The organism is Endobacterium panacihumi (assembly GCF_050847465.1).
Taxonomy (GTDB): Bacteria; Pseudomonadota; Alphaproteobacteria; order Rhizobiales; family Rhizobiaceae; genus Neorhizobium; species Neorhizobium panacihumi.
The window spans coordinates 458036-480015 of record NZ_JBOZRA010000003.1 but is presented as its reverse complement, the minus strand read 5'-3'; the positions used below and the strand labels follow the sequence as shown (position 1 = coordinate 480015).

General features: G+C 56.6%; 30 protein-coding genes and 1 pseudogene. 14 read left to right on the top strand and 17 right to left on the bottom strand.

Annotated elements, in window-relative coordinates; genetic code table 11:
* Nucleotides 1-178: 178 nt before the first annotated feature.
* From ACRQ1B_RS17815 to ku (ACRQ1B_RS17805), 3 genes are read right to left on the bottom strand one after another with little or no spacing between them, the layout of a single operon-like run.
* Nucleotides 179-514, bottom strand: coding sequence for a hypothetical protein (locus ACRQ1B_RS17815; protein ID WP_432295168.1), 336 nt, complete (start codon nt 512-514; stop codon nt 179-181).
* Nucleotides 511-1323: a non-homologous end joining protein Ku gene (gene ku, locus ACRQ1B_RS17810; RefSeq protein ID WP_432295307.1), complete on the bottom strand. Its 813-nt coding sequence runs from the start codon at nt 1321-1323 to the stop codon at nt 511-513. Before ku (ACRQ1B_RS17810) ends, ACRQ1B_RS17815 begins: the two co-directional genes overlap by 4 nt.
* An 11-nt stretch (nt 1324-1334) precedes the next feature.
* Nucleotides 1335-2240 (bottom strand): non-homologous end joining protein Ku, encoded by a 906-nt coding sequence (gene ku, locus ACRQ1B_RS17805; protein ID WP_432295167.1) that lies wholly within the window; start codon nt 2238-2240, stop codon nt 1335-1337.
* Nucleotides 2241-2443: 203 nt separating this feature from the next.
* On the opposite strand from ku (ACRQ1B_RS17805), the gene ACRQ1B_RS17800 reads away from it, so the two are divergent.
* The 5 genes from ACRQ1B_RS17800 (at nt 2444) to ACRQ1B_RS17780 (ending at nt 4500) form a co-directional block, all read left to right on the top strand.
* Nucleotides 2444-2623, top strand: a complete 180-nt coding sequence (locus ACRQ1B_RS17800) for a hypothetical protein (protein WP_432295166.1) — start codon at nt 2444-2446, stop codon at nt 2621-2623.
* Nucleotides 2620-3417 carry an exodeoxyribonuclease III gene (xth, locus tag ACRQ1B_RS17795; protein WP_432295165.1) on the top strand — a complete coding sequence of 266 codons (798 nt, stop codon included), beginning with the start codon at nt 2620-2622 and terminating at the stop codon, nt 3415-3417. Before ACRQ1B_RS17800 ends, xth begins: the two co-directional genes overlap by 4 nt.
* Nucleotides 3414-3623: a hypothetical protein gene (locus tag ACRQ1B_RS17790; RefSeq protein ID WP_432295164.1), complete on the top strand. Its 210-nt coding sequence runs from the start codon at nt 3414-3416 to the stop codon at nt 3621-3623. The genes xth and ACRQ1B_RS17790 overlap by 4 nt, the downstream gene beginning before the upstream one ends.
* A 102-nt stretch (nt 3624-3725) precedes the next feature.
* Nucleotides 3726-4121 (top strand): response regulator, encoded by a 396-nt coding sequence (locus ACRQ1B_RS17785; protein WP_432295163.1) that lies wholly within the window; start codon nt 3726-3728, stop codon nt 4119-4121.
* Nucleotides 4122-4158: 37 nt separating this feature from the next.
* On the top strand, nt 4159-4500 hold the full coding sequence (locus ACRQ1B_RS17780; RefSeq protein ID WP_432295162.1) for a hypothetical protein: 342 nt from the start codon (nt 4159-4161) through the stop codon (nt 4498-4500).
* A gap of 359 nt (nt 4501-4859) precedes the next feature.
* Here ACRQ1B_RS17780 and ACRQ1B_RS17775 read toward each other — a convergent pair whose 3' ends face one another.
* The 4 genes from ACRQ1B_RS17775 to ACRQ1B_RS17760 all read right to left on the bottom strand — a co-directional run bounded on the left by ACRQ1B_RS17775 (nt 4860) and on the right by ACRQ1B_RS17760 (nt 7949).
* Nucleotides 4860-5492: a hypothetical protein gene (locus tag ACRQ1B_RS17775; protein WP_432295161.1), complete on the bottom strand. Its 633-nt coding sequence runs from the start codon at nt 5490-5492 to the stop codon at nt 4860-4862.
* Between the two features lie 342 nt (nt 5493-5834).
* Nucleotides 5835-6284 (bottom strand): ferritin-like domain-containing protein, encoded by a 450-nt coding sequence (locus ACRQ1B_RS17770; protein ID WP_432295160.1) that lies wholly within the window; start codon nt 6282-6284, stop codon nt 5835-5837.
* 241 nt (nt 6285-6525) lie between these two features.
* Nucleotides 6526-6903: a response regulator gene (locus ACRQ1B_RS17765; protein ID WP_432295159.1), complete on the bottom strand. Its 378-nt coding sequence runs from the start codon at nt 6901-6903 to the stop codon at nt 6526-6528.
* Nucleotides 6904-6905: 2 nt separating this feature from the next.
* Entirely contained in the window at nt 6906-7949 is a 1044-nt protein-coding gene (locus tag ACRQ1B_RS17760) for an HWE histidine kinase domain-containing protein (RefSeq protein WP_432295158.1), read from the bottom strand.
* 300 nt (nt 7950-8249) lie between these two features.
* On the opposite strand from ACRQ1B_RS17760, the gene ACRQ1B_RS17755 reads away from it, so the two are divergent.
* Both ACRQ1B_RS17755 and ACRQ1B_RS17750 read left to right on the top strand, forming a co-directional pair.
* Complete coding sequence (locus ACRQ1B_RS17755) at nt 8250-8444, top strand: hypothetical protein (protein ID WP_432295157.1); 195 nt, start codon at nt 8250-8252, stop codon at nt 8442-8444.
* 66 nt (nt 8445-8510) lie between these two features.
* The gene (locus tag ACRQ1B_RS17750) at nt 8511-8915 is read left to right on the top strand and encodes a PAS domain-containing protein (protein ID WP_432295155.1); all 405 of its coding nucleotides are present in this window, start codon (nt 8511-8513) and stop codon (nt 8913-8915) included.
* Nucleotides 8916-9719: 804 nt separating this feature from the next.
* On the opposite strand, the gene ACRQ1B_RS17745 is transcribed toward ACRQ1B_RS17750, so the two are convergent.
* On the bottom strand, nt 9720-9947 hold the full coding sequence (locus tag ACRQ1B_RS17745) for a hypothetical protein (protein ID WP_432295154.1): 228 nt from the start codon (nt 9945-9947) through the stop codon (nt 9720-9722).
* 73 nt (nt 9948-10020) lie between these two features.
* Here ACRQ1B_RS17745 and ACRQ1B_RS17740 point away from each other — a divergent pair, with 73 nt between their 5' ends.
* The 3 genes from ACRQ1B_RS17740 to ku (ACRQ1B_RS17730) all read left to right on the top strand — a co-directional run bounded on the left by ACRQ1B_RS17740 (nt 10021) and on the right by ku (ACRQ1B_RS17730) (nt 12299).
* The gene (locus ACRQ1B_RS17740; protein ID WP_432295152.1) at nt 10021-10497 is read left to right on the top strand and encodes a hypothetical protein; all 477 of its coding nucleotides are present in this window, start codon (nt 10021-10023) and stop codon (nt 10495-10497) included.
* A gap of 98 nt (nt 10498-10595) precedes the next feature.
* A complete protein-coding gene (gene ku, locus ACRQ1B_RS17735; RefSeq protein ID WP_432295151.1) occupies nt 10596-11468 on the top strand; it encodes a non-homologous end joining protein Ku in 873 nt (290 codons plus the stop codon).
* Between the two features lie 15 nt (nt 11469-11483).
* Entirely contained in the window at nt 11484-12299 is an 816-nt protein-coding gene (gene ku / locus ACRQ1B_RS17730; RefSeq protein WP_432295150.1) for a non-homologous end joining protein Ku, read from the top strand.
* A gap of 20 nt (nt 12300-12319) precedes the next feature.
* Here the strand turns inward: ku (ACRQ1B_RS17730) and ligD are convergent.
* The 5 genes and pseudogenes from ligD to ACRQ1B_RS17705 form a co-directional block, all read right to left on the bottom strand.
* Nucleotides 12320-13903: pseudogene (gene ligD / locus ACRQ1B_RS17725) on the bottom strand (DNA ligase D); the annotation flags it as partial.
* Nucleotides 13904-14101: 198 nt separating this feature from the next.
* Nucleotides 14102-14554 (bottom strand): PRC-barrel domain-containing protein, encoded by a 453-nt coding sequence (locus ACRQ1B_RS17720; protein WP_432295149.1) that lies wholly within the window; start codon nt 14552-14554, stop codon nt 14102-14104.
* A gap of 128 nt (nt 14555-14682) precedes the next feature.
* The gene (locus ACRQ1B_RS17715; protein WP_432295148.1) at nt 14683-14931 is read right to left on the bottom strand and encodes a DUF982 domain-containing protein; all 249 of its coding nucleotides are present in this window, start codon (nt 14929-14931) and stop codon (nt 14683-14685) included.
* A gap of 101 nt (nt 14932-15032) precedes the next feature.
* Nucleotides 15033-15236 (bottom strand): CsbD family protein, encoded by a 204-nt coding sequence (locus tag ACRQ1B_RS17710; RefSeq protein ID WP_432295147.1) that lies wholly within the window; start codon nt 15234-15236, stop codon nt 15033-15035.
* A 39-nt stretch (nt 15237-15275) separates the two neighbouring features.
* Complete coding sequence (locus ACRQ1B_RS17705) at nt 15276-15464, bottom strand: hypothetical protein (protein WP_432295146.1); 189 nt, start codon at nt 15462-15464, stop codon at nt 15276-15278.
* 94 nt (nt 15465-15558) lie between these two features.
* On the opposite strand from ACRQ1B_RS17705, the gene ACRQ1B_RS17700 reads away from it, so the two are divergent.
* Entirely contained in the window at nt 15559-15906 is a 348-nt protein-coding gene (locus ACRQ1B_RS17700; RefSeq protein ID WP_432295145.1) for a hypothetical protein, read from the top strand.
* Nucleotides 15907-16034: 128 nt separating this feature from the next.
* Nucleotides 16035-16226 (top strand): hypothetical protein, encoded by a 192-nt coding sequence (locus ACRQ1B_RS17695; protein WP_432295144.1) that lies wholly within the window; start codon nt 16035-16037, stop codon nt 16224-16226.
* A gap of 134 nt (nt 16227-16360) precedes the next feature.
* On the opposite strand, the gene ACRQ1B_RS17690 is transcribed toward ACRQ1B_RS17695, so the two are convergent.
* Together ACRQ1B_RS17690 and ACRQ1B_RS17685 are read right to left on the bottom strand one after the other, a co-directional pair.
* Entirely contained in the window at nt 16361-16843 is a 483-nt protein-coding gene (locus ACRQ1B_RS17690; RefSeq protein WP_432295143.1) for a pyridoxamine 5'-phosphate oxidase family protein, read from the bottom strand.
* Nucleotides 16844-16935: 92 nt separating this feature from the next.
* Entirely contained in the window at nt 16936-17352 is a 417-nt protein-coding gene (locus ACRQ1B_RS17685; RefSeq protein WP_432295142.1) for an NUDIX hydrolase, read from the bottom strand.
* Between the two features lie 185 nt (nt 17353-17537).
* Between ACRQ1B_RS17685 and ACRQ1B_RS17680 the strand changes: the two genes are divergently transcribed.
* Both ACRQ1B_RS17680 and ACRQ1B_RS17675 read left to right on the top strand, forming a co-directional pair.
* Nucleotides 17538-19220, top strand: coding sequence for an FAD/NAD(P)-binding protein (locus ACRQ1B_RS17680; protein WP_432295141.1), 1683 nt, complete (start codon nt 17538-17540; stop codon nt 19218-19220).
* Between the two features lie 43 nt (nt 19221-19263).
* Nucleotides 19264-20031, top strand: a complete 768-nt coding sequence (locus tag ACRQ1B_RS17675; RefSeq protein WP_432295140.1) for an MOSC domain-containing protein — start codon at nt 19264-19266, stop codon at nt 20029-20031.
* Nucleotides 20032-20388: 357 nt separating this feature from the next.
* Here ACRQ1B_RS17675 and ACRQ1B_RS17670 read toward each other — a convergent pair whose 3' ends face one another.
* Nucleotides 20389-20814: a response regulator gene (locus ACRQ1B_RS17670; RefSeq protein WP_432295139.1), complete on the bottom strand. Its 426-nt coding sequence runs from the start codon at nt 20812-20814 to the stop codon at nt 20389-20391.
* Entirely contained in the window at nt 20811-21938 is a 1128-nt protein-coding gene (locus ACRQ1B_RS17665) for a PAS domain-containing protein (RefSeq protein WP_432295305.1), read from the bottom strand. The genes ACRQ1B_RS17670 and ACRQ1B_RS17665 overlap by 4 nt, the downstream gene beginning before the upstream one ends.
* Nucleotides 21939-21980: the final 42 nt, after the last annotated feature.

Sequence of the window (21980 nt, the reverse complement as noted above, 5' to 3'; positions counted from 1 at the left end):
GCCGGATATGAACGATGATCGTGATCAATGGATCAGCGGACCGCGACATCTAAGCTTCTTGCTTTTCCGACAAAAGCTCGTGTTGTGGTATCCCGAGCAAGAGTCGCACCCGAGCGGTCGCCCTCATACGCACCAGGGCGCGTGCCATGAATGACGCGACTATCAGACCGCGCCAGATTCACGAGCGTAGTTGGGTATGATTTTCCTCCGAGCTTGCTTTTGAGGTTAGACCGGGCGGGGGAGACGACAGCACGTCAGCTTCGGTTATCCATACCTTCCCGTCGATGTCATCGCCTTTGCGCATAGAGGCCGCTGCCAGGTCGCGATAGTATTCCGCATACCGGACAAGGCGGCGTAGTGAGTTCTCTGGCGGATTTGCTGTTGCCTTCAATGCCTCGGATGTCACGATGACCAGCCAGACGGAAGTGCCATCCGTGACCGCGATCTGGCCGTTTTCGTAATAGAGAAACGGGACGGGTTCACAGAGTTCAAGTTCTCCATCACTTGTGATCATCCGGCTCTCCTCGTCTTGAGCTCGTTGGCAACCGACTTGCGGAGAGCATCCATGATGTTCACGACATTGGATGCCGGGGCGGCCACGTCTTTTAACTTGCCAGTCTTTTTCCGAGGCTTGAGCGTTTTCTTCTTCTCGGCGATCAGCGCCAGCAGACTTTCCTGGATCGGATCGCTAACCATGTCCGGCGACCACCGCTTGGTCTTGGCCTTGATCAGCTTCTGGACGAGCGGAATGAGATCCGGATCGGCTTTGTCATCGATTTCCTCGAAGTAGTTTTCCTCCGGACGGACCTCGTCACCGAACCGCAATGACCACAGGACGATTCCGTCGTCGCGCGGCTCGAGCACCACGGCCTTCTCGCGGCGGCCGATGACGAGCTTTGATATCCCAACCACCTTGTCCGCCTTCATCGCATCGCGGATGACGGCGAAGGCCTCGTGCCCGACAGCATTGTCCGGCATCAGGTAGTGCGGCTTCTCCAGGTAGACCCATTCGATGCTGTCAGCCGGAGCGAACTTCTCGATGTCGATCGTCTTCACGGTGTCAAGCGCCACGTTGTCGAGATCGTCGTCGGTCAGGATAACATAGTCGTTCTCGCCGCGAGCATATCCCTTGGCCTCGTTTTCATCACGGATGGGCTTCCGCGTCACGGAGTCGATGTACTGGGAAACGACCCGGTTGCCCGTCTCCTTGTTGAGGGTGTGGAAGCGGACCTTTTCAGATTCCGAGGTCGCCGGGGTCATGTTCACCGGACAGGTGACCAGCGACAGTTTGAGATATCCCTTCCAGTATGGACGAAGCGCCATCATTCATCTCCTCAAGCTGACTTGCGCTGCGGGGCAGCCTTCGAAGCGGCGGACCTCGATGCCGCCCCGCGCGCAGCGCCCTGCCTGCCTTTGCCAGCGTTGGCATTGGCTGCAGTGCGTTTCGGCTTGTCGTCCTTTTCAGTTGCCATTCCGGCGCTATCCCGAAGAGCAGCAAGCAGATCATTGGGCGTCGATACCTCGACCTTCTTCCGCTTCGGCACCGACTTGCCTTCAATCTTCGCCTTCACGAGTTCCTCGAGGGCTGCTTCGTATCGGTCGTCGAACGATGCCGGATCGAAGTCGCCCTTCTTGGTGCCAATAATGTGCTTCGCGAGATCAAGCATCTCGCCCTCGATCTTGATCTTCGGCATCTCCTCGAAGGCCTTCTTCGACGAACGCACCTCGTAGTCGTAGTTCAGGGTGGTCGCGATAAGACCCTTGCCGTGAGGGCGTATGAGGACTGTCCGCATGCGGCGGAACAAGACCGTGCGGGCGATGGCGGCAACCTTGGATTTGCGCATGCCGTCACGCAGAGCAGCAAAGGCATCCGATCCCATCTTGTCCGGGGTCAGGTAATAGGGTTTGTCGAAATAGACGTCGTCCACGTCGGAGCAGGGGATGAACGCTTCGACCTCGAGGGTTTTGTTGCTCTCCGGGATCGCCGCCGCAACCTCTTCAGGGTCGATGATAATGTAATGGCCGTTCTCGATCTCGAAGCCCTTGGTCTGATGTTCCTTCTCGACGAGCTCTTCAGTCTCGCTGTCGATGAATACGCGATTGACCCGGTGTCCCGTTGCCTTGTTGATTGTGTTGAACGCGATGCGATCGGAGGTCGATGCTGCCGTATAGAGCGCGACACCCGCTGTCACCTCACCGAATTTGATGAACCCTTTCCACTGTGCACGCTGTCCTGCCATCGAAACTCTCCACGCAACTAACGCAACTTTGGCGATTCAACCGAATCAGGAGGCAAATCGTTCCGGTACGAAAAGAGAGTCTTTTTCAATGGCTTGCTCTAGTTCGCCACTGCAACCTGAGGATTGGGATCAAGATGCTGGAATCGATGCATCTTTTCGCCAGCTCGTGAGTTGTGCCTTTGCTACAACCGAAAGAGAGCATTATGAGCAAGCGCGAACTGATCGATACTGGAACTGACAAGCGATACGTGCGCCGCGACGAGCAGGGCCAGTTCAAGGAGTCTGTCGATGTCGGCCGATCGCTGTCTGCCGACAAGCGTCATCAGGCCAAGCACGAGGCAAAGCCTGGTGAGGGCGACAAGGGCGACCACAAGCGCAAGTGAAGGTTGCTACCTACAACGTCAACGGCGTGAACGGTCGGCTCGCGGTGCTGCTCCGGTGGCTGGACGAGGCGCGGCCGGATATCGTCGTGCTTCAGGAACTGAAGGCTCCCGATCCCAGGTTTCCAATCGAAGAGGTCGAGAAGGCTGGGTACGGAGCAGTCTGGCACGGCCAGAAATCCTGGAATGGGGTGGCAATACTCGCTCGTGGCAAGGAGCCGCTTCTAACGCGGAAAGGCCTCCCCGGCGAGCTGGAGGATGAGCAGAGCCGCTACATCGAGGCGATCGTTGATGGCATCGTGGTCGGAGGGCTCTATCTCCCGAACGGAAATCCATATCCCAGCCCTAAGTTCGACTACAAGTTGCGGTGGTTGCACCGTCTGCAGGACTATGCCGCTGAGCTGATGGAGCTTGACGTGCCCGTGATACTCGCCGGCGACTATAACGTCGTGCCGACGGAACTCGACGTCTACAAACCGGAGCGATGGAAGGACGACGCACTGTTCCGCGTGGAGGTGCGAGACGCATACCGCGCCTTGGTCGAGCAAGGGTGGACCGATGCCGTTCGAGAGATTCATCCAGGCGAACCCATTTATACCTTCTGGGATTATTTCCGGAATGCCTACGGCCGCGATGCCGGGCTCAGGCTCGACCACTTTCTCCTCAGTCCCGATCTGGCCGAGCGGCTTGCCAAGGCTGAGGTCGACAAGCACGTCCGTGGTTGGGAGCACACGAGCGACCATGCCCCTGTATGGATCGAACTTTCTGAGAGAACAATCAAACGGAGGAAAAGATGACCAGTGAATGGCAAGCAGAACTCAAGCTCAAGGTGGAGGACCTCGTGGACAAATTCGTTGTCCAAGGTGTGGCGCACGAAGAGGTGCTTAAGGCTGTTAGGGAGCAGGTGGACCATCTTCGGACCGCGCGTGAGAAGGATCCCGACCCCGCGGATGATGCTGCTGTCATCGACGAGCCCGCAAATGACTGGCCCGCGACCAACTGATCATTCGCATTTTATTAAACTTGTTCGCAAAGAATGTCGGCGAGGGGACGATCTTGTTCTGGACAGCCGAGTTGTACTCGTGCTTGCAGCTAGGAGACGGCCATGTACCAGCGTACCGTACTTATCGTCGAAGACGAGCCATTGATCCGGATGATACTTGCCGACAGCCTTGAAGAAGAGGGCTATACGGTTGTCGAGGCCGCGACCGCGCTTGAAGCGATCGGGCTTCTGGGAACGCGCACCATCGATGTGGTGATAACCGATATAGACATGCCCGGTGGGCTTAACGGCCTCGATGTTGCTCGCTATGTCGCGTCGTGCAAAAAGGAAGTTCCCGTCATCGTGACATCCGGCGGACATGCGATCGATGATGGCGAACTGGTAGGGAACGCTCGTTTCATAGCGAAGCCGTATGATCTGAGAGGCGTTCTGAACATGATGGTTGAGATGGGATCCTATAGCCACCAAAACCCGCTGCGTGAAATTAGGGTGGCATAGTTCCAAACGCGCGAAATGATAAATTTTCAGGGATTCCATGCCTGCAAAGACCACCCCGGCCGACCTGATACTTGCAGCCAACTGGGTGAGCCGTCTCAGCGGCGGTGAGGTACGGGATCATCTTTACTCAAGCATCACCACTATCAGCGACATGCGCACCGCAGTCGGAATACCAGGCAGTGGCACCAAGAGCGACGCGATCATCGATCTCCTCAAAACGGCAAACAATGCGGAAAGCCTTTCGGAGGACGAAATTCGATCGGCTCTTCTTGAGGCTGCGGAGATGATAAGGACACTGCGCATCGTCGCAGATAGCGGGATCAAACTGCGGCTCCTCGATGCAGAGGCAATCAACCGGGCCGATCCGCTAAGTCTTTAAGGGACAGGGTCTTCACGACTATTTCGGATCTACTGGTATGTGACACAAGCACCATTAACGGCCTTGCTGAAGGTGGACGCAGAGGATCGACGACATTGGCGGATCATACTTAAAACTGTCGCCTGAACCCGCATATGTTTGGCGCTGGCGGCGTTCGGTCCTATTACATGTCACTTCCCGTTGTCTGCCGAGGTGAGCCTAATTAAAACTCGCTATGTCGTTGCTCTTGATGCAGCATAGTTCCATAATCGAGCTTATCCGATTTTATATAGCCGGCTAACTAAATATGTGCTGGTGTCCCGGGCCGGGTAGCGCTTCCAACCATACTTCGTTGCCACCCTCTCGTTGTTGAGACCAGCTTACAGTTGCTCGTTCAACTCCCTCAAGAGCTTTTTGCGTTCGTGCCTTCGGGTTATCTGGCGCGTCAATGCTTCCGAAGCCTTGATACTGCCGCCAGCTTCGGAGGTCGTCAGATGGAAGGTTCGCGCGGCGCCAATCAATAGATCCTCGGAACCGTAGATGCCAAGAATTGTGATCTCGATTGTGTCTGGCATCATGTCACCCCTGGGAACCGGATGCTCGTCGAAACCGAGCGCGGTCGCCTTCGCATACTCGATAATACAATCGAACGTGCCCATGTCGACCATTGTTCCAGGTTGTAAAGGGCCCTGGCGCGTCATGCGCTGCCAGCCAGTATCAATACCGGAGCGCCGAATGTCTTCGGCGTCGGTAATATAGGCCGTATAGGTTTGCGCTTCCGTTGTGACGCTCGCAACGACGCTTTGAATATGCACGGGATCCTTGCTCATGTTCGTCACAAGGCAATGAGCGTTGAGCGTGCGTCCCTCACCGTGATTGATGACGAGCATCGGCTTGATTTGCCTTCGATGCCCTCCGACAAAAATTTGCAGGTAGACTGCCCAGATACAGAGCGTTCCAAGGCTGGCCGCAGCAGAGATTATCGGTGCGTTAGCCTGTAGAAGCTCCAGCATCTATGTTCCTTGTGAGAAATTCGGGCTGGTGTGAATTCTGGAAACGCAAACCAAGTCGTGCCCCCATTGAGGTTATGTGAGTGCCATCTGGTTCAATGAGGTCCTACTTGCCTCCGGCTGCCTGCCGATGGGATGCCCTGTCAAAACTTGACTCCCGCGGTGCAGGTCGCTCTAAAGATCCATCAGATCCCCAATCTCCGTGGTGCCCAAAGTAACAATGCCTTGGAATGGGTTGATAGGAGCGCACTCGGTGCCTCGCAGGCTCCGCGGACGGATGGCAACCTGAAGGGCGCTTAACATCATGTAAGCGCCCACAGCACTTGGCCGGTTTCAGTCCGGGAATTATAGCTGATCAGCAGTGGTCTCAAACCACGCTCTGTGCCGAACTTCGTCCTGATGAGCTTTCATGAAGAATGTTTTAGACTCGGGAAGAGCGTCCTCGTGACGTGACGCTCGTTCATAGGCTGTCACCGTATCGTCTTCGTTGGTTTTCATCGCTTTAAGAATTGTCTTGTCGCCAAACAGATCGGCTAAAGCGATTTTCCCGGTTGTCAGCATCTGCTTCATATCGCCTTTGGTTGGGGCCTCAATACCAGCCTCGACGGCAATTTCGTTAAGGGTAGAAAGGTGCTGCAGGTGATCCTGGTGGAACTCGGCTACCTTCGCGCTAAGTGCCTTGTCGTCAAGACGCTCGATCGTGGATTCGTATGCCGCGATGGCATCGTGCTCCAGATAAATCAGGTCTCTGATCAGTTTGCCAAACTCACTCTCGTTGCCGACCATGGTAACCATTGAGATCTCCCTTTTATTTTCCAGTGGGAGTAAGGTATGGCATCGGCACTCGTTCCAACCTTCACGCGATCGGTACGTTACCGTACGATGCGCTGCCGTGAAGTAACCTTACATACCCTTTCGCTTGATCCCCGCCGGCGCCATTCTTGTCGGAGTCTGCAGATCCCATGCTGCGGCGTGGTGCAGCGGCTGCGGCAAGTGTATCAAGGTCTTTGTGGATCGGCGTGTCACCAACCGCGTGCTATCGCGTCATCTGTCGGATCTGCTGGAGTATTCGAGCTGGATCGAAGGGCTTGGCAATAAAGCTGGTGTTCAGCGGGAGTTGCTCTGGTCCCAGATGCGCCGTCCCTGATGTGACGATCAGGACTGTCGGAGGATACCTGTCTCGGACGTAATGAGCGAGTTTCAGGCCATCCATCGTGCCGGGGAGCTGGATATCGGTCAACACCACGCGGATCGAGGCTTCACGTTCCAGTATTGCGATTGCCTCATCCGCATCGCCCGCTTCGAAGACCTCGTAGCCTGCGTCGGAAAAAAAATCCGCAAGTTCGAAGCGAATAATCGCCTCGTCCTCAACGAGCAGGATGGTGTGTGTATTGATTGGTTTGCTCTGCCCCATGATCAGCCTTCCGCCATACCTGCTGCTTCAAGCTCGCAGTCGACCTCGAACCTTAGTCCTTCCAAACGGTATTCCAGTTTTGCCTCTCCTCGGAAATAGGATTTGAGGGACCGCTCGATCATCGTTGATCCAAAACCGCGCCGAGTCGGGGGTGTCACAGGGGGGCCGCCGATTTCCTCCCAGAGCAATCGCAGCCGTGGCTCGCTACCCTGGCGGTCAATATTCCATGTCAGCTCTACATGACCGGTCTCATTTGCCAGCGCGCCATACTTGGCCGCGTTCGTGGCGAGTTCATGAAGAGCCAGTGCAAAAGCTAGTGCCACCCGTGGATTGAGTGTCAATGGCGGACCACTGACTTTGATCCGGCTTCCGATTTCCGCATGCGGAGCGAGGACCTTGGTGATCATCGCCGTGATATCCGCCGATGCCCAGGAATTTGCCGTCAGAACGGTGGTGGCGTTGCCGAGAGCAACGAGGCGCGCGGACAGCGCCGTGTTCGCTGACGGCAGATCGTCCGCCTGCCTGAGCGTCTGCGAGACTACAGACTGAACAACCGCGAGGACATTCTTAAGACGGTGGCTGAGTTCCTCGTTCAACAGCAGCTGCTGGCCCTCGGCGGCCTTCAGTTCATCGTTCGTTCGGGCGTGCTGGGCGACAAGTTTGCGGTAGCGAGCGAAAGCCGATCGCAATTCCGCCGAGAGCCAGGCCAGACCAAGCGTGACGACAAGAAAGAGGAGACTACCGGCCCATTGAGGTCCCGATAACCAAAACGGTTCGGCGCGGCTCGATATCGTGAAGGCGGCGACGACCGTCGAGGCAAGACTGGCGTAAAGTCCCGCCCCCCGCCCGAAAACAAGAGCGACGAAAACGATCAACGGAATGAAGAACAGCCACGGCAGCAGTGAAGTGACGAACAAGGTCCTAAATATGCCGACAAGGATAACGGAAACCGTGACGAGGACGAAGCGATAGAGGGGTGGCACCGTATGCTCAAGCGACCACTCAAGGAAGCGGTCCATTGAAAGCGTCGATTTGCGATGCGGCATGTGGCTGGCAGCCTGGTTGATATTCATCCAAGCTGAACTAGGGTGGTCAGCGCTAACAGCAACACCCTTGAGAGACAACCCAACCAATCTGGTTCCGCAGGCCTCTCCTTGCCAGCGACATGCCGAGCGAAACATTTATTGCGGCAAAGATAATTGACCGATCAACACTCGTGCTTCCTGAATGGTCGAGGCCTGCTACCGTTCATGGGCAATATACAGTGTCGCTAAAATAGCTTATGGGTACCCATGCTGGCGCCGTCTCTCGGGGCCACAAACCCTCTTTCGCCGGACACCGCCACTATGGATAAGCCCCTCGTTGTCATCGAGACAAAACCGTTCGACCCCCAACTCGAGGATCTCTCGACGTATCTGGCCCGCATCCGGTCGGCAGCCATCCGCCCACCGCTGACGACTCGCGACTGCAACGAATTAGGCATAGGCGTGATGGCCGTCCTGCGAAAACTTGAGGAAATGTACGCCCCCGGACCTGTCTGACAGCCACGGCGCTTGAAAGTACATTCGTGAGCGCTAAAGTAGCAATAAAGTGCTACGGGAGTGGAAATGCGGACTGCAATCGACCTAACATTTGAATTGGCATTGATGTCCGATAGCGTTCCTGATGCGGGGTTTTACAGCTGGGATATCCCGGAAAACATTCTCTACGCTGACAACGCATTGGCGGAGCTCTTCGGCCTGGACCAGACCTTGGCGGAAACAGGACTCCCCATCGATATCTATTTGGAACGGGTGCATGCCGAAGATCGGCCGCGTTTGGCGAAGACCATTCGAGACAGTATTGTAGGACATCATCCCCAGCAAGAAGCCTACCGCGTTATGAGCGCCTCGGGCAGTTATGTGGCCGTCGCGTCATACGGTCGAGTGTTTCGGGATGCGACAGGCAACCCGGTCCGCTATGTCGGCATCGTTATTCCGGCAGAAAAGGGCGAGGCGGAAAAGCCGCACTAAGGCCTTGCGAATGGTCCTTGTAGCCGCAAGATTTCACTGACGCCGTGTCAGCCTCCCAAGACAGCAGTGCGGCTTTGCTCTGTGTCGCACTCGTCCCCTTCGCCGCCTTGGCACATATACGAGTTCGCCAGAGAGCAGGTGCTATCCTGTCAGCAAGAAAGGCCGCCAAAACCTCCTCCGATCATTACCATACGTTACGGCACAGGCCCCTCATCATTGTCCTCTATGAGCCGCGCTAATCTGAGCTGGGGTCATTAGTTCCACTCCGAAGGGAACTTTACCCTCCTGTGTCGGTTCGCTGGGCATTATCAGGGAGTGTCTCAGTGACGAAAGACAAAAGCACGCATACACCGACGGGTCTCACACCCTCGAATGATACACCGCAGGAGAAGAGACGGAAGGTCCTTCTGGGACGCGGCGCAATCGGCTTCTTGGCCGTGTTCGCGATCGCAGCCTTTGCTCTTTACATATTCATCGCCGTCTACGGCCTGATCGCCGGGACGTGACGCCATGCATCACTGGCAACCAGTCCCTCCTAGAGCACCTCCCGGCAGAACGGCTGGTGTGGCGGCGATAAGGGAAATCGTCAAGCCAAAGCGCAGGCACCCGACACGATGAGCATCAGCAGCCAACCTGCGATCTCGGGCTTCATGCCAAGTGAGGTCTCGGCCAGCCACATGATTTCAGATCACTCGTACGCTCATCACTTGACATCAAAGGGCTGCCTCCAACAACTCCCGTGCCTCGTCGCGACAGGCTCGGCCATCCTATATGATGCGATAGCGCAGTGCCACAGACCACCCGCTACTCCGCCGCCATCGGTGTGTCCGCACCTCGCGTCACCTGCATCAGGTAGGAGCAGATATCGCCGCCGCAGGCCTTGGCGAGGGCGTTCGGGTGATAGCCAGCCGCTTGCGCCTCGGCACGCAATGCGCCTGCTAGCATGCTGAACTCGCTGGCATCTTCGACATATCCCAGCACCATTTTTCGTGCTGAAAGCTTATCGTCAAGCCAGTCGTCGATCACCTTCATTGTGCCTGTCTCCTGCAATGCTGGCCGGTAATGCAGGATCGACAAAAAGGTTGCGTCGATATGGAAAATTTTGATGTCTCGACCCAAGCTACCGGTAATGCAGCAATTGCCGAAGGGAACTGATGCGGCCCAGCTGTGTTTGGTCAGACCTGGATACGAAGGTCATGGTGATGACATGGAGAATGCATCGGACTTTGTTGCGGAACTCGTGAAGGCAGCCAATCGCGTCGATCGGCTGCCGGAGACTACGCGGGCCTGTCTGCTCGACATATCCTACGAAACGATCCGGGATATGCGCGAGGATGTCGGTCTTCCTTCCCATGGCGAAGGCCAAGATGTCGCCATAGACATGATGACGATGGCCCGGGCGGTCCCGGTCTTCACCGACGCAGAGATTGCATCGGCGCTTCTGGAGGCTGCCGCGGAAATCAGATCCCTGCACATCGCCGCCCACGAACAGCAGTCTCAACGGGCATCGGAGAGATACCGCGTCCAACGCGCGGGGGTTCGATTGAGAATGTCCCCACGAACACCGACGCACTCGATCTAACACGCGCCGCCGTCGTTCCAACTGCACCAAGCCGACCCTGCGGAACGATTCCCTGCGCCAGTCGGTTTATGAGACGACTGTGTATGGAGTAGGCCGAGATGAGTGCACCGCGTGCAAACTGGAAAGGGCATATTACCTTCGGAGAGGCCTCCTGCCCTGTGGCGCTATACACAGCGGCCTCCTCATCTGAGCGGATCAGTTTCAACATCCTCAATCGCAAGACGGGCAATCGCGTGCGCCGCGAGTTCGTCGACAGCGAAACGGGTGATGCAGTCGAGCATGACGATCAGGTCAAGGGATACGAGACGGGCAATGGCCGTTATGTCGTGCTTGAGCCGGAGGAAATCGCGGCCGCCATTCCCGACAGCGACAAGACGCTTGCCATCGATGCTTTTATCCCCTGCGACGAGATCGATGATGTCTATTTCGACAAACCCTATTATCTTGCGCCGCAGACGGCCGGCGAGGAAGCATTTGCCCTGCTGCGTGACGGCATGAAGGAAGCCAAGGTTGTGGCCATTGCCAGCACCGTTCTGTTTCGCCGCTTGCGAACGGTCTTGATCCGCCCTTATGGCGACGGTCTTGTCGGCACGACGTTGAACTTCAATTACGAGGTCCGCTCAGCCGACGAAGCCTTTGAGGATATGCCGGATATAAAGATCGACAAGGAAATGCTCGATCTTGCATCGCATATCATCGGCACGAAAAAGGGCGGCTACGATCCATCCAAATTCGATGACCGCTACGAGGAGGCCTTGGCCGACATGGTCAAGGCCAAGATCGAGGGCAAGCCGTTCAAGAAGCCGAAGGCCGTCAAGGCCTCGAAACCAAGCGACCTGCTACAGGCCCTGAGGGACAGCGCCGGCGCGACCAAGAAATCCGCCAGCAAGCCAAAGTCTGCGAACACCAACAGTACACGCAAGAAAGCCACCAAGTCATCCGAAAACGCATCGCGCCGAAAAGCTGTATAGGCGGGGGATCATCACATGGCACTGCGTCCCTATTGGAAAGGCTATCTGAAGCTTTCGCTGGTCACCTGTTCGGTCGAAATGACGCCTGCGACGTCGGACAGCGACAAGGTCAAATTCCACACCCTCAATCGCGATACCGGCAACCGGGTACTCAGCCAGTATGTGGATTCGGTCACCGGCAAACCTGTCCGCGACAAGGACGAGGTGAAAGGATATCAGCGCAGCGAGGACGATTACGTCATGCTGGAAGACGACGACCTCGACCATGTGGCGCTGGAGAGTACGAAGACCATCGATATCTCGACATTTGCCCCACGCGACGAGATCGACTGGATTTGGCTCGATAAACCCTATTACCTGACGCCGAACGACAAGGTCAGCGATGAGGCGTTCGCAGTCATTCGTGCCGCGATGGACAAGCAGAAAATGGTCGGCATCTCCCGGCTGGTGCTGGGTCGCCGCGAGCGGGCGGTGATGCTGGAACCGCGCGGAAAAGGCATTGTGCTGTGGACCCTCAGATATGGCGATGAAGTCAGGGACGAGGCCAACTATTTCAAAGGGCTGGACAAGGAAAAGCCGGAAAAGGCAACCTTGCCGCTGATCCGCAAGCTCATCAAGAAACACACCCGGCACTGGGAACCAAAAATGGTCTCCGACCCCGTGCAGGACAATCTTCTCGACATCATCAAGTCGAAGAAGAAACATCGCCGAGCGCCTGCGCCGAAAAAGGCGAGCACATCCGAGAACGACAAACCGAGCAATGTCATCAACATCATGGATGCTCTGCGCAAATCGGTCGAGGCTGACAATCGCCGCTCGAAAAAGAAATAGCGACCGGACCTAGCGGAGGTTCAGCTCATCCTGTTGAGGCGCTTAATCGCCTCAGCGAGCGAGCGTTCGGATTGGCAATAATCCTTCCAGGCGTCGCTTTTCCCGATCAGAGCGGGCACAGTGCGGATCGTGAAACGGGTCGGATCGAGATCGGTTTTCACCTGAGCCCAGGTCAAAGGCATGGATACCGTGGCGCCCGGCCTTGCGCGCGGCGACAACGGTGCCACCGCCGTCGCCATCCGGTCATTGCGCAGATAATCGAGAAAGATGCGGCCGTTGCGCAGTTTCTTCGCCATCTTGGTCAGGTAGAGATCAGGCTGCTCCTCCGCCATCTGTTCGCACACACGGCGGGCAAAATCCTTGGCGTCGTCCCAGTTCGGCGCTGCCCCCTTTCCCGCCTTGAGCGGGGTCACCACATGCAGTCCCTTTCCGCCTGTCGTCTTGCAGAAGCTGAGAAGGCCCAGAGCGTCGAGGCGGTCACGCAGTGCCCGGGCTGTTTCGACCACGATCGAAAAAGGCACCTCGGGACCGGGATCGAGATCGAAGACAAGCCGACCGGGGATTTCCGGTTCGTTCGGCTGGCAGTTCCAGGGATGCAGCTCGAGAGCCGCCACCTGCGCCAGCGCCGCCAGTCCTTCGATACGATCGACCTGAAGATAAGGCTTGTTGTCGCCCGTGACCTTCACAAGCTCCAGAAGGTTCGATGTGCCCTGCATGGCATGGCGCTGGAAGAACTGCTCGTTGCCGATGCCATCCGGTGCGCGGATCACGGAACAGGGGCGCCCCCGAACATGCTCGATCAGCCAGTCGCCAACGGCCTCGTAATATTGCGCCAGCTCCTGCTTGGTAACCGGATCTTCGCTGTCCGGCCAAAGCGCCTTGTCGGGATGAGAGATCAGGACACCCATCACCTCAGTCCTGCTGCTGGACTGTCGCACCGATTTTGCAGACGCGGATTTGCGAGCAGAGGGCTTGCTTTCAGCCTGCGTTGGCGAAGCCGGTTCCTCGGTGGTCACGTCCTCGGCAGGTTTGTCTTCCCGCAGCCCCTTGAATGCCGCCTGGCGCACAAGTCCGTTGGCACCCCATCCGGCAAATTCGATTTCGGCAACTTTTTCCGGATTGACCCAATGGACCCCGGCTTCCTTTTTTGGTGCGCCGATGCCTGTGAAAGGGGAACGGGAGACGATCAACGGTTTCAGGGTATCCAGCAGCAGCCTTGAGCGGCCGGCTCCGAACCCCGTGCCGACACGACCGACATAGACGAAGTGCCTGTCTCGATAGACACCCACCAGCAGCGATCGGAACTGGCTGCCATTCGTGGCGTAACCGCCGATGACAACTTCATGCCCTGCCCTGCACTTGGATTTGATCCAGCTATCGCTCCGACCGGATTGGTAAACTGCATCCAGCTTTTTCGAAACGATGCCTTTAAGGGACAGTTTGCAGGCCGACCGCAGCACCGCATCGCCACCGGTTTCGAAATGATCGACATAGCGAAGCCGAGGCCCCGCTTTGCCATCGGCCAAAAGGCGCTGGAGGCGCTTTTTGCGGCCGCCCAATGGCTGCTCGCGCAAATCTTCGTCAGCGTCGAACAGAAGGTTAAAGGGTTTGTCCGATCTCTCGCGGTAGTCAACAAAATGTCAGGCGAGCGCCTTTACCTGCCCACTGCGACTTACCTTAAAAAATAACAGACGATCCTTGCCAACGGAGATGGGCCGTGACGATTTCTCGCCCGGCCCTCATTCACGTCTCAGCCTGCCCCAGTACATCCGTGGTAGCAACCGAGACGGTATCGATGACGCTTATTTCTTCAGCTTGTCGTAATCGAACTTAGGTGCGGCCGACAGGTCTTCCTTGTTCGTGTCCACATAGGCTTTCCAGGTACCATTATCCTCGGCAATCGCCAGCGAAGCCGGATCGATCACGACGTAGCTGCTGCCCATCCCGAGGAAACCGCCAACGCTTGCGACGACACCAATGACCGATTTGCCATTGCCGATAACGACGTCAGAAATCTCGCCGATTTCCTCATTGGCCTTGTTGTAGATGTTGATACCAACGAGCTTGGAGGCCACGAGATCGGTGTCTTTGATCTCGACATATTTGAGCGGCATGATAGCCGCCTTGCCCATCGTCATGCCCGGGCCGACGATCGTCGCGTCGGCGCCAGATGCTGCCGGAGCCGTAGCCTGCTGAGCGTAGGCGCTGGTGCCCATCACGGCGAATGCCATAGCGGCGGCGATAATCGTTTTCATGTGTGCTTTCTCGTATGCCATTGTAATCACGAATTTTTCGTGGCGGCATAGAACGAACGCATCCGCTTTTGGTTCCGAGGCAAAATGCAAACTTGGATAACTGTCTGCACAATTGAAGTGGCACGCCCTTAGCCTGCCAAAAGCATCTCGTTTTGGTGTTCGTCGCAGGTCTCGGCGATGACAGCTTCAAAAAATTCGCGCGCCTCATCAGGGGAGATACGCCCGTTCACCGCATCCTTCATCATTGTACATGCTAGCCTGTAGTGAAGGTCGGTGCGTCCAGACAATCCGGTTTCAAGAAATGCCAGAGCTTCGAGAGGACCAAAAAACAGGATCCCGTTGGCGCTAACCGGCTTATCCCATAAAATTACAGACATTCAGATTGCGATTCCTTCGGCATGATGGGCTCGCAGAACGATCGAACCAAGAATGCGTTCCAAATAAAAACCCCGCCGCAGCGGGGTTTGACGGACATGGTTTACCAAGTCTGACGACCATACCAGTCGTCGATATCCTTCTTGGTCTGGTCTTTCTGATAACCGTAGCGCTCCTGGATTTTTCCTTCGAGCTGGTCACGCTTACCATCGATGACATCAAGGTCGTCGTCAGTCAGTTTGCCCCACTGTTCCTTGACCTTGCCCTTCACCTGCTTCCAATTCCCTTCAACGCGATTCCAGTCCATGATGCTTCCTTCTTTTGTTGTTTTGATGATGAGAGAACATCAGGTTTGAGATTTTGTTCCTCCGCCTTTGCGGTTGCGACGCTGATCGCAGCGGCGCATGAACCGATCAATTTGATCTTTCTCCGATCCGAACTTTTCCATGACGTTGACGGCCTGCGGGATACTTAGCCCATATGCTTCCTGCAGCTTTTCGAGAGTGTATCTTGGGGCGGGATGCGACAGGCTCATAGGCTTCTCACGTCTGACGGGCGGTGCCTCCTGGATATGCACCTGGAAATGCGCGCTTCGGATCTGGCCCGATCTGCCACGTTTCTCAAACCAGATGCTGCGTTATCAGCGAATGCCGCAAGGCCTGATCCACGATATCGGCCTGCCCGCCCACAGAGCCATGCCGGACGCTTATGTTACGGCCCATCACTTACGTGACCTGTTGAACGCGTCATCCATCGAACAACTATTGAAGTGGAGCGACGAACCCGGCCTTCTTCCGCGCGTGCCTTCGGGGCCGGATCGAGGCAAGAGTTGGGATCGGCTCAGCCTGGCTGTCCTTCAGGAATTTCTTGGCGACCGGGATGCCGATATTCGCTTCAGTGCCCAAACCGAACTGACGAGACGTGGATACGGTCGCGACAGTGACGTCGTTGAACCCGCTCAACGCTCGTTGCTATGATGGCCGAACATGCTGACAGATACCCTGCCACACCCGACGGCAGATATTTTGTCGTGCGTGGCCGCCTTTGGCGCAAAAGCAATCCCGCCCTCAATGAACAAACCAGACAGCAACTGGTGAAAGACCTGATGTCTGCGAGGCGGGATGTACGAGCCGCAAAGGGCGACACTGCTGCATTGGCGCGGGCGCGCCGACGGGTGGACGATGCCAAGGTGGCGCTCGGTGAGCGTGGGCCCGTCTGGTGGAACGATGGCGAGCCCGACTTCAACCGACATCTCGTCAAAAAATCGCCCTATGCCGCGTGGTTTGCACGGTTTTGAAAGTTGGGCGATCTGCGACCAACCAAGGCTAGAAAGGTCAGTGCTCTACTTCGCTACGGAATGGTTTGCTAATACCTCTGACCAACCATGCCGAACGGCTCGTTATGGCCGTTCGGTTTTTCCTAGCCTGCGGCTTACATGACTACCTTGGCGTTGTCGCCAAGATCAGGCCGGGCACTACTGACCGCAGCCGCCGCCATCTTGATGTAGCTGAGGACAGTCCCGGGGCTGTCCCAGTATTCAGCAGAAGACGGGGTCACCTTGAGAACTCGGATGGATGGGTCCTCGGCACTCTCCCACCAAGCCTTGGCCGGTGTAGCCCAAAGGTCGCGGATTTTCTCGCGGTCGTTCTGGATTTCGGCCGTGCCGGAAATGGAAACATATTTCTGGCCCTTGGAGTCTGCGAAGGCCAGGCAGACATTCGGAGAACGAGCAATCTCCTCATCCTTGTGACTGGCTACGTCCGTCAGAAAATAGACGGCGTTCTCGCCGCGATCGGCGTAGGCGGACATTGGACGGGCACGCAGGATGCCGGCACCTTGTGTCGTCAGCATGCAAAAGCCGATCTTGTCGATCAGTTCCCAAACCCTCGCAGTATCGTCACTCGCTTCAGTCATAAAAATCTCCTTCGTTGCAAAGGACAAACGAGACAGATGCAGCGACGTTCCCGTCGAAACTCCGACGACAGCACTGTATGCTCATGCGGTCGTCATTGCCGGAGTGGCTCATCCTGACGCAGACTGTCGATCAGCACTTTTCGATAGTCCGGCATTGCCAGTTCAAGGCGGCCAATCTCGTCGACAGAAAACCAGCCAAGTTCCGAATGTTCATTGCCAAGCAATTGAGGGGATCCGCCGGTCCATTGCCTGACGACGTAGATGTGAAACGGTGACTTCTGTTTCTGATCGTCAGCCTCATACAGGATGGCGACCGGATTGAATGCAAGCGGTGTCAGGCCGACCTCCTCCTGGCATTCACGAACAAGGGCGACGTCCAGCCCCTCGCCTTTCTCCGCATGGCCACCCACCATATCCCATTTGTCTGGCGACCATTTTCGGTGGTGGGCGCGCTTCACGAGCAGGGCCCTGTCACCATCTATAAAAATTGCACATACAAGCCGTGCCATCGCGCCCTCTATAGCTGGATTGTTCCGTCTCCGACACCAGAACAACAGATCCCTCTTCATCCGGTTCCACCGCAGACTTTCCGAGGTCAGTCTGGAAACGTACGAATTCGGTCCTCACCGGAACAGCATGCGACCGCTGCCGTTAGATGAGGGTGCCGCGACGGGCGGCGCTGGAGTAGTGGCATATGCACAGCAGAATTTGCATTATCGGTTCAGGTCCCACCGGCATCTTCACGCTCAAAAACCTCATCAAATCCGCGATTCCTCTCAACATCAGCATATACGAGGCCGAGCAGAATGCGGGGAAAGGCACGCCTTACCTTCCCGACGCAAATGACCCGGTCATGCTTTCCAACATTCCAAGCATCGAGATCCCGATGCTTCCTGAAACGCTCGTTGATTGGCTGAGCCGTCAAGGCGATGACTATCTCGCCTCGTTCTCGATCGTGCGATCGAGGATCAACGGGCGAGAATTTTATCCTCGGCTGGTCCTTGGTGACTATTTCCAGGACCAGTTTACGGCGATCCTGGCGGACGGTCGCAACCGTGGACACGACATCCAGGTGCAAAGCGGCCACCGGGTCACTGACATTGCGCTCGGCACAGACGATATCCGTATCAGGGTCGGTTCATCTGACGCAGAATTCGACGCGGTATTCGACCATGTCGTGATGGCAACAGGCCATAGCTGGCCAGAAAAAACCGAGGTTCGGCCCGGCTACTTCTCATCCCCGTGGCCGGCGGCGGCTCTGAAATTGGCTGGCCATGGCCGGCTTGGAGTGCTGGGCACTTCGCTGAGCGGGATTGACGCGCTTTTGACGGTTGCATCGTCGCGCGGATCATTTGTCCTTGATGGGGCTGGCGATCTGCAATTCCAGCCAGCGGCCGGCTACAAAGATTTTTCGGCTGCCATGATGTCGCGCAAGGGACTGCTGCCTGAGGCCGATTTCTATTGTCCGCTTCCGTATCTGAACCCTGCCGTGTGCACACAAGAGGCAGTCGACAATGAGATAGCGTCCGGCCCAACGCGCTTGCTGGACAGGATCTTCGATCTCTTCCGCAAGGAGATCACCTTTGCAGACCCAGACTATGCTGCCGAGATTGGCTTGAGCCTTCTGACAGTCGATACCTTTGCGGACGCTTATTACGGTCGACGTTCGAACGTGGATCCCTTTGCCTGGGCCGCAGCCAACCTGGCGGAGGCCGAGCGCAATATCGAACGGCAGTTCACTATCACGTGGCGTTATGCGATCCTCATCACCCACGAGAACATTGCCCGGGCTATCCCGCATCTCGATACGGATGATTTGCAGCGCTTCAATCGCTCTTTCAAGAGCATCTTTGTCGATGAATATGCGACCGTGCCGCACCTGTCGATCAAACGGCTACTGGCACTTCGAAATTCCGGCCGGCTCGAGATTATCCGGCTGGAAGAAAACTATGAGATCGAGACGGACGACCTTGCGCGCGGCGCGCGTATCATCATGGGAAGAAAAGAGGAAGTGTTCGACACCTTCATCGACGCGACGGGTCAAAGCGCACTTTCGGCCCAGGATCTTCCCTTCCCGACATTGCTACAGCAAAGCGGTATCAAAGCTGCTGCTACGCCCGAGCCGGCGAACCTCATTTGTGACGACGAGCGTACGACATTCAAGCGAACTGGCGGGATCGACGTCGACGACTTTTATAGGCCTCTCAAAACCGCGCCTTTAACCAACCGGCTCTATTGTGTTGCCATCCCTTTCCTGTTGCACAAGCACCCATTCGTCCAGGGTATCACCAGCGCCGCCGAGCTTGGCGAAACCGCAGCACACGCCATCCTCGCGGATCTATCGAGGGCGGAAACGCCTGTGCTGCTGTCAGCCTGACATGGCGAAGGGAACAAAGCCGACGTCCTCGCATTGGCGGACCATGCAAGCGATCGGTACCATCAAGGAAATATGGCGTTACCCTGTTAGCTCACTGGGTGGCGAGATGTGCAGTGAGGCGATCATCGGCTCGAGTGGTGTTCAGGGCGACCGTCAATACGCTCTCTTCGATCAGACAACTGGGGCCGTGGCAGCGCCGGAAAAAGAGCCGCGATGGCGCCCGGCATTGTTCCTCAGCAGTGTCATTGATGCGGAAGGTCCCAAGATTGGTTTCCCGGACGGGTCTCGGCTCCATCTCGCAGATCCGGATCTGCGGAAGATGCTGGGTGGACATTTCGGGTTCGACGTTGCGGTCGGCCGTTATGGAGAGACGGACGAGCGAACCGCATCGCTCCCGCAGGTGAATAATCGCTACATCGTGGCTCCCATCCATCTGGTGACAACCGCCTCTTTGCAAGAGCTGGAAACGATCGTGCCGACATCTCAAATCGATCGACGTCGATTTCGACCGAACATCCTCGTTGAAGTGGAATCAAAGAGAGGTTTTGCGGAGACACAATGGATCGGTGGGACAGTTCATTTGGGCGACTTGGTGACCAAGATAACGGAGCCGGCAAAGCGCTGCGGCATGACGCTTGTTGCCCAGCCAGGATTGGACGAACAGGCTGAGATTCTCAGGTCAATCGTTCGGCATGCCAACAGATCCTTGGGTGTGTATTGCGAAGTCCTCGATCCGGCGCGCGTCCATGTTGGAACTTTGGTCGCGAAGCGCAGTACAGACACACGCGTGGGGAATAAAGACCAGCGGTAACGTGTCGAGCAAGTTATCGGGCGCGACGATCCCCGTGACCAGTGGCAAACCTATCATCTGATCAATGAAACCAATGGGGAGAGCAGGTGGACGAGCCGCAAGGTGATGCCAAGGGCCAGTACGAACCTTCAAAAACAAATCGCTGCGCGTCTGGCATCCATAGCGCCGAGCCGACAGTCGTGACGCATTCCCGGGATGCTACGGCCAACCGACACCGCCAGGCCAAAAGGCCGATAGGAATTTCGACCTGAACTACGATGCTAGGGACAGCGGAAAACGCGAGACATCCGATTGAGTGACCGTGATCTTTGGCTCTCTCGGCAGGAGAGGACCAAAGCCGGTCGCACTTTCGGTGGTTCAGGCAGGACGCTTGCCCGCATTCGCGTCCTCGGCCAGGACCAGGCTCGCTGGGGGCGAACCGCTTTCGTCCCCCTCAATGATCGCCGAGACATAGGCAAGGGCGTTCTTCATCCCGTTCATCGTGTAGGGTTTTTCGATAGCACCGAGAGCGCCTGCAAAATCCTCAGGAATTCTTTTGATGTTGCCACTGACGAAGACATATGGGATCCCTGCCGCAGCAAGCTCCCGGCCAACATCGATACCCGTTGGCCCATCCATGAGATGGATATCCACAAAAGCAAAATCGGGCTTGGAACTACCAATCTGCTGGCGTGCCTGAGCGCTGCTCATGGCAAGACCTGTCACCTGATGGCCTGCCATTTCCACTTCGCTCTCGAGCTCCATGGCAAGCAGCATTTCGTCTTCGACGATCATGACTTTCAATGCGCATTCTCCTGATGGTCGCCGACGAGCAGCACCACATCGACGACCGTCTTGCGGCCATCCTGTTTCCGTGCGATTTCGGCGTCGAGCTGCAGAGCCGACGCTTCAAGCAACATTTTTCCCAGCTGAGCGCTCTCACTATCTGGCTCGACCGGTTCCGACGTATCTTCTACACGGATCAGGAAATGACCGTTCAGACGCCGGACGACAACATGGATGTCACCGCCCCCGTCACTCAAACCACGGCGGACGGCATCCCCGACAAGCTCGTTGACGATCAGAGACAGCGGGGTCGCCTTCACGGCCGGCACAAGCAGCGGGGAAAGATCCAGAGAAAGACGGATGTCCTTGCGCCCCGTCGCATCCACGAGGTCGGTCACCAACTCGCGGGTGAATTCAGACATGTCGAATTTCGAGACATCGTCGAGCGTGAACAGCTTGCGCTGCACCGTGCTGAGCGCTTCGATCCGGTTGAGGACCGACATCAGCGTATATCTCTGCCGATCGTCTTTGGTGATCCGTGCCTGCATCTTGACGATCGAGGCCATCGTCAAGAGGTTGTTCTTGACCCGATGGTCGACCTCATGGACGAGCAGTGTGCGCGCATCCAGTGCTGTGCGAAGGTTGGCGGTGTGTTTTGCGACTTCCGCCTCGGCCTGATGACGCGCTGCAGCCAGATCCGCTTCCCGGCTCTTGACTGTCGTGAAGTCGAGCTGAGAGGCAAAGAAATAGATGATCTTGTTTGCTTCGTCCCGTACAGGGCTGATGAAGACGGCGTTCCAGAACGTGTTGCCATCCTTGCGGTAGTTCAGAATGTCGACAGCCACATCCTGTCCCGCCGCGATGCTGTCGCGGATTTTGGCGATGGTCTCCCGGTCCGTCTCGGCCCCCTGCAGAAAGCGACAGTTCCGGCCGATGATTTCCTCGTCGCTGTAACCGGTTAGCTTTCTGAATGCCTCGTTGCAGAAGATGATCGGATTATCGGGCTGACTGGGATCCGTGACGATCATTGGCATGCGGGTGGCTTTGAACGCCGCCGCAAACGGATCTTCGCTCACATGCCCGGCGACCAGGCGGTCTCCGGCTGTGCGTGCATCCCGCCGGTTTTGATCTTTTTCTTGCATCATGATCCTGATTGTGTTGCCCCAAGATAGAAGTCGTGGCGG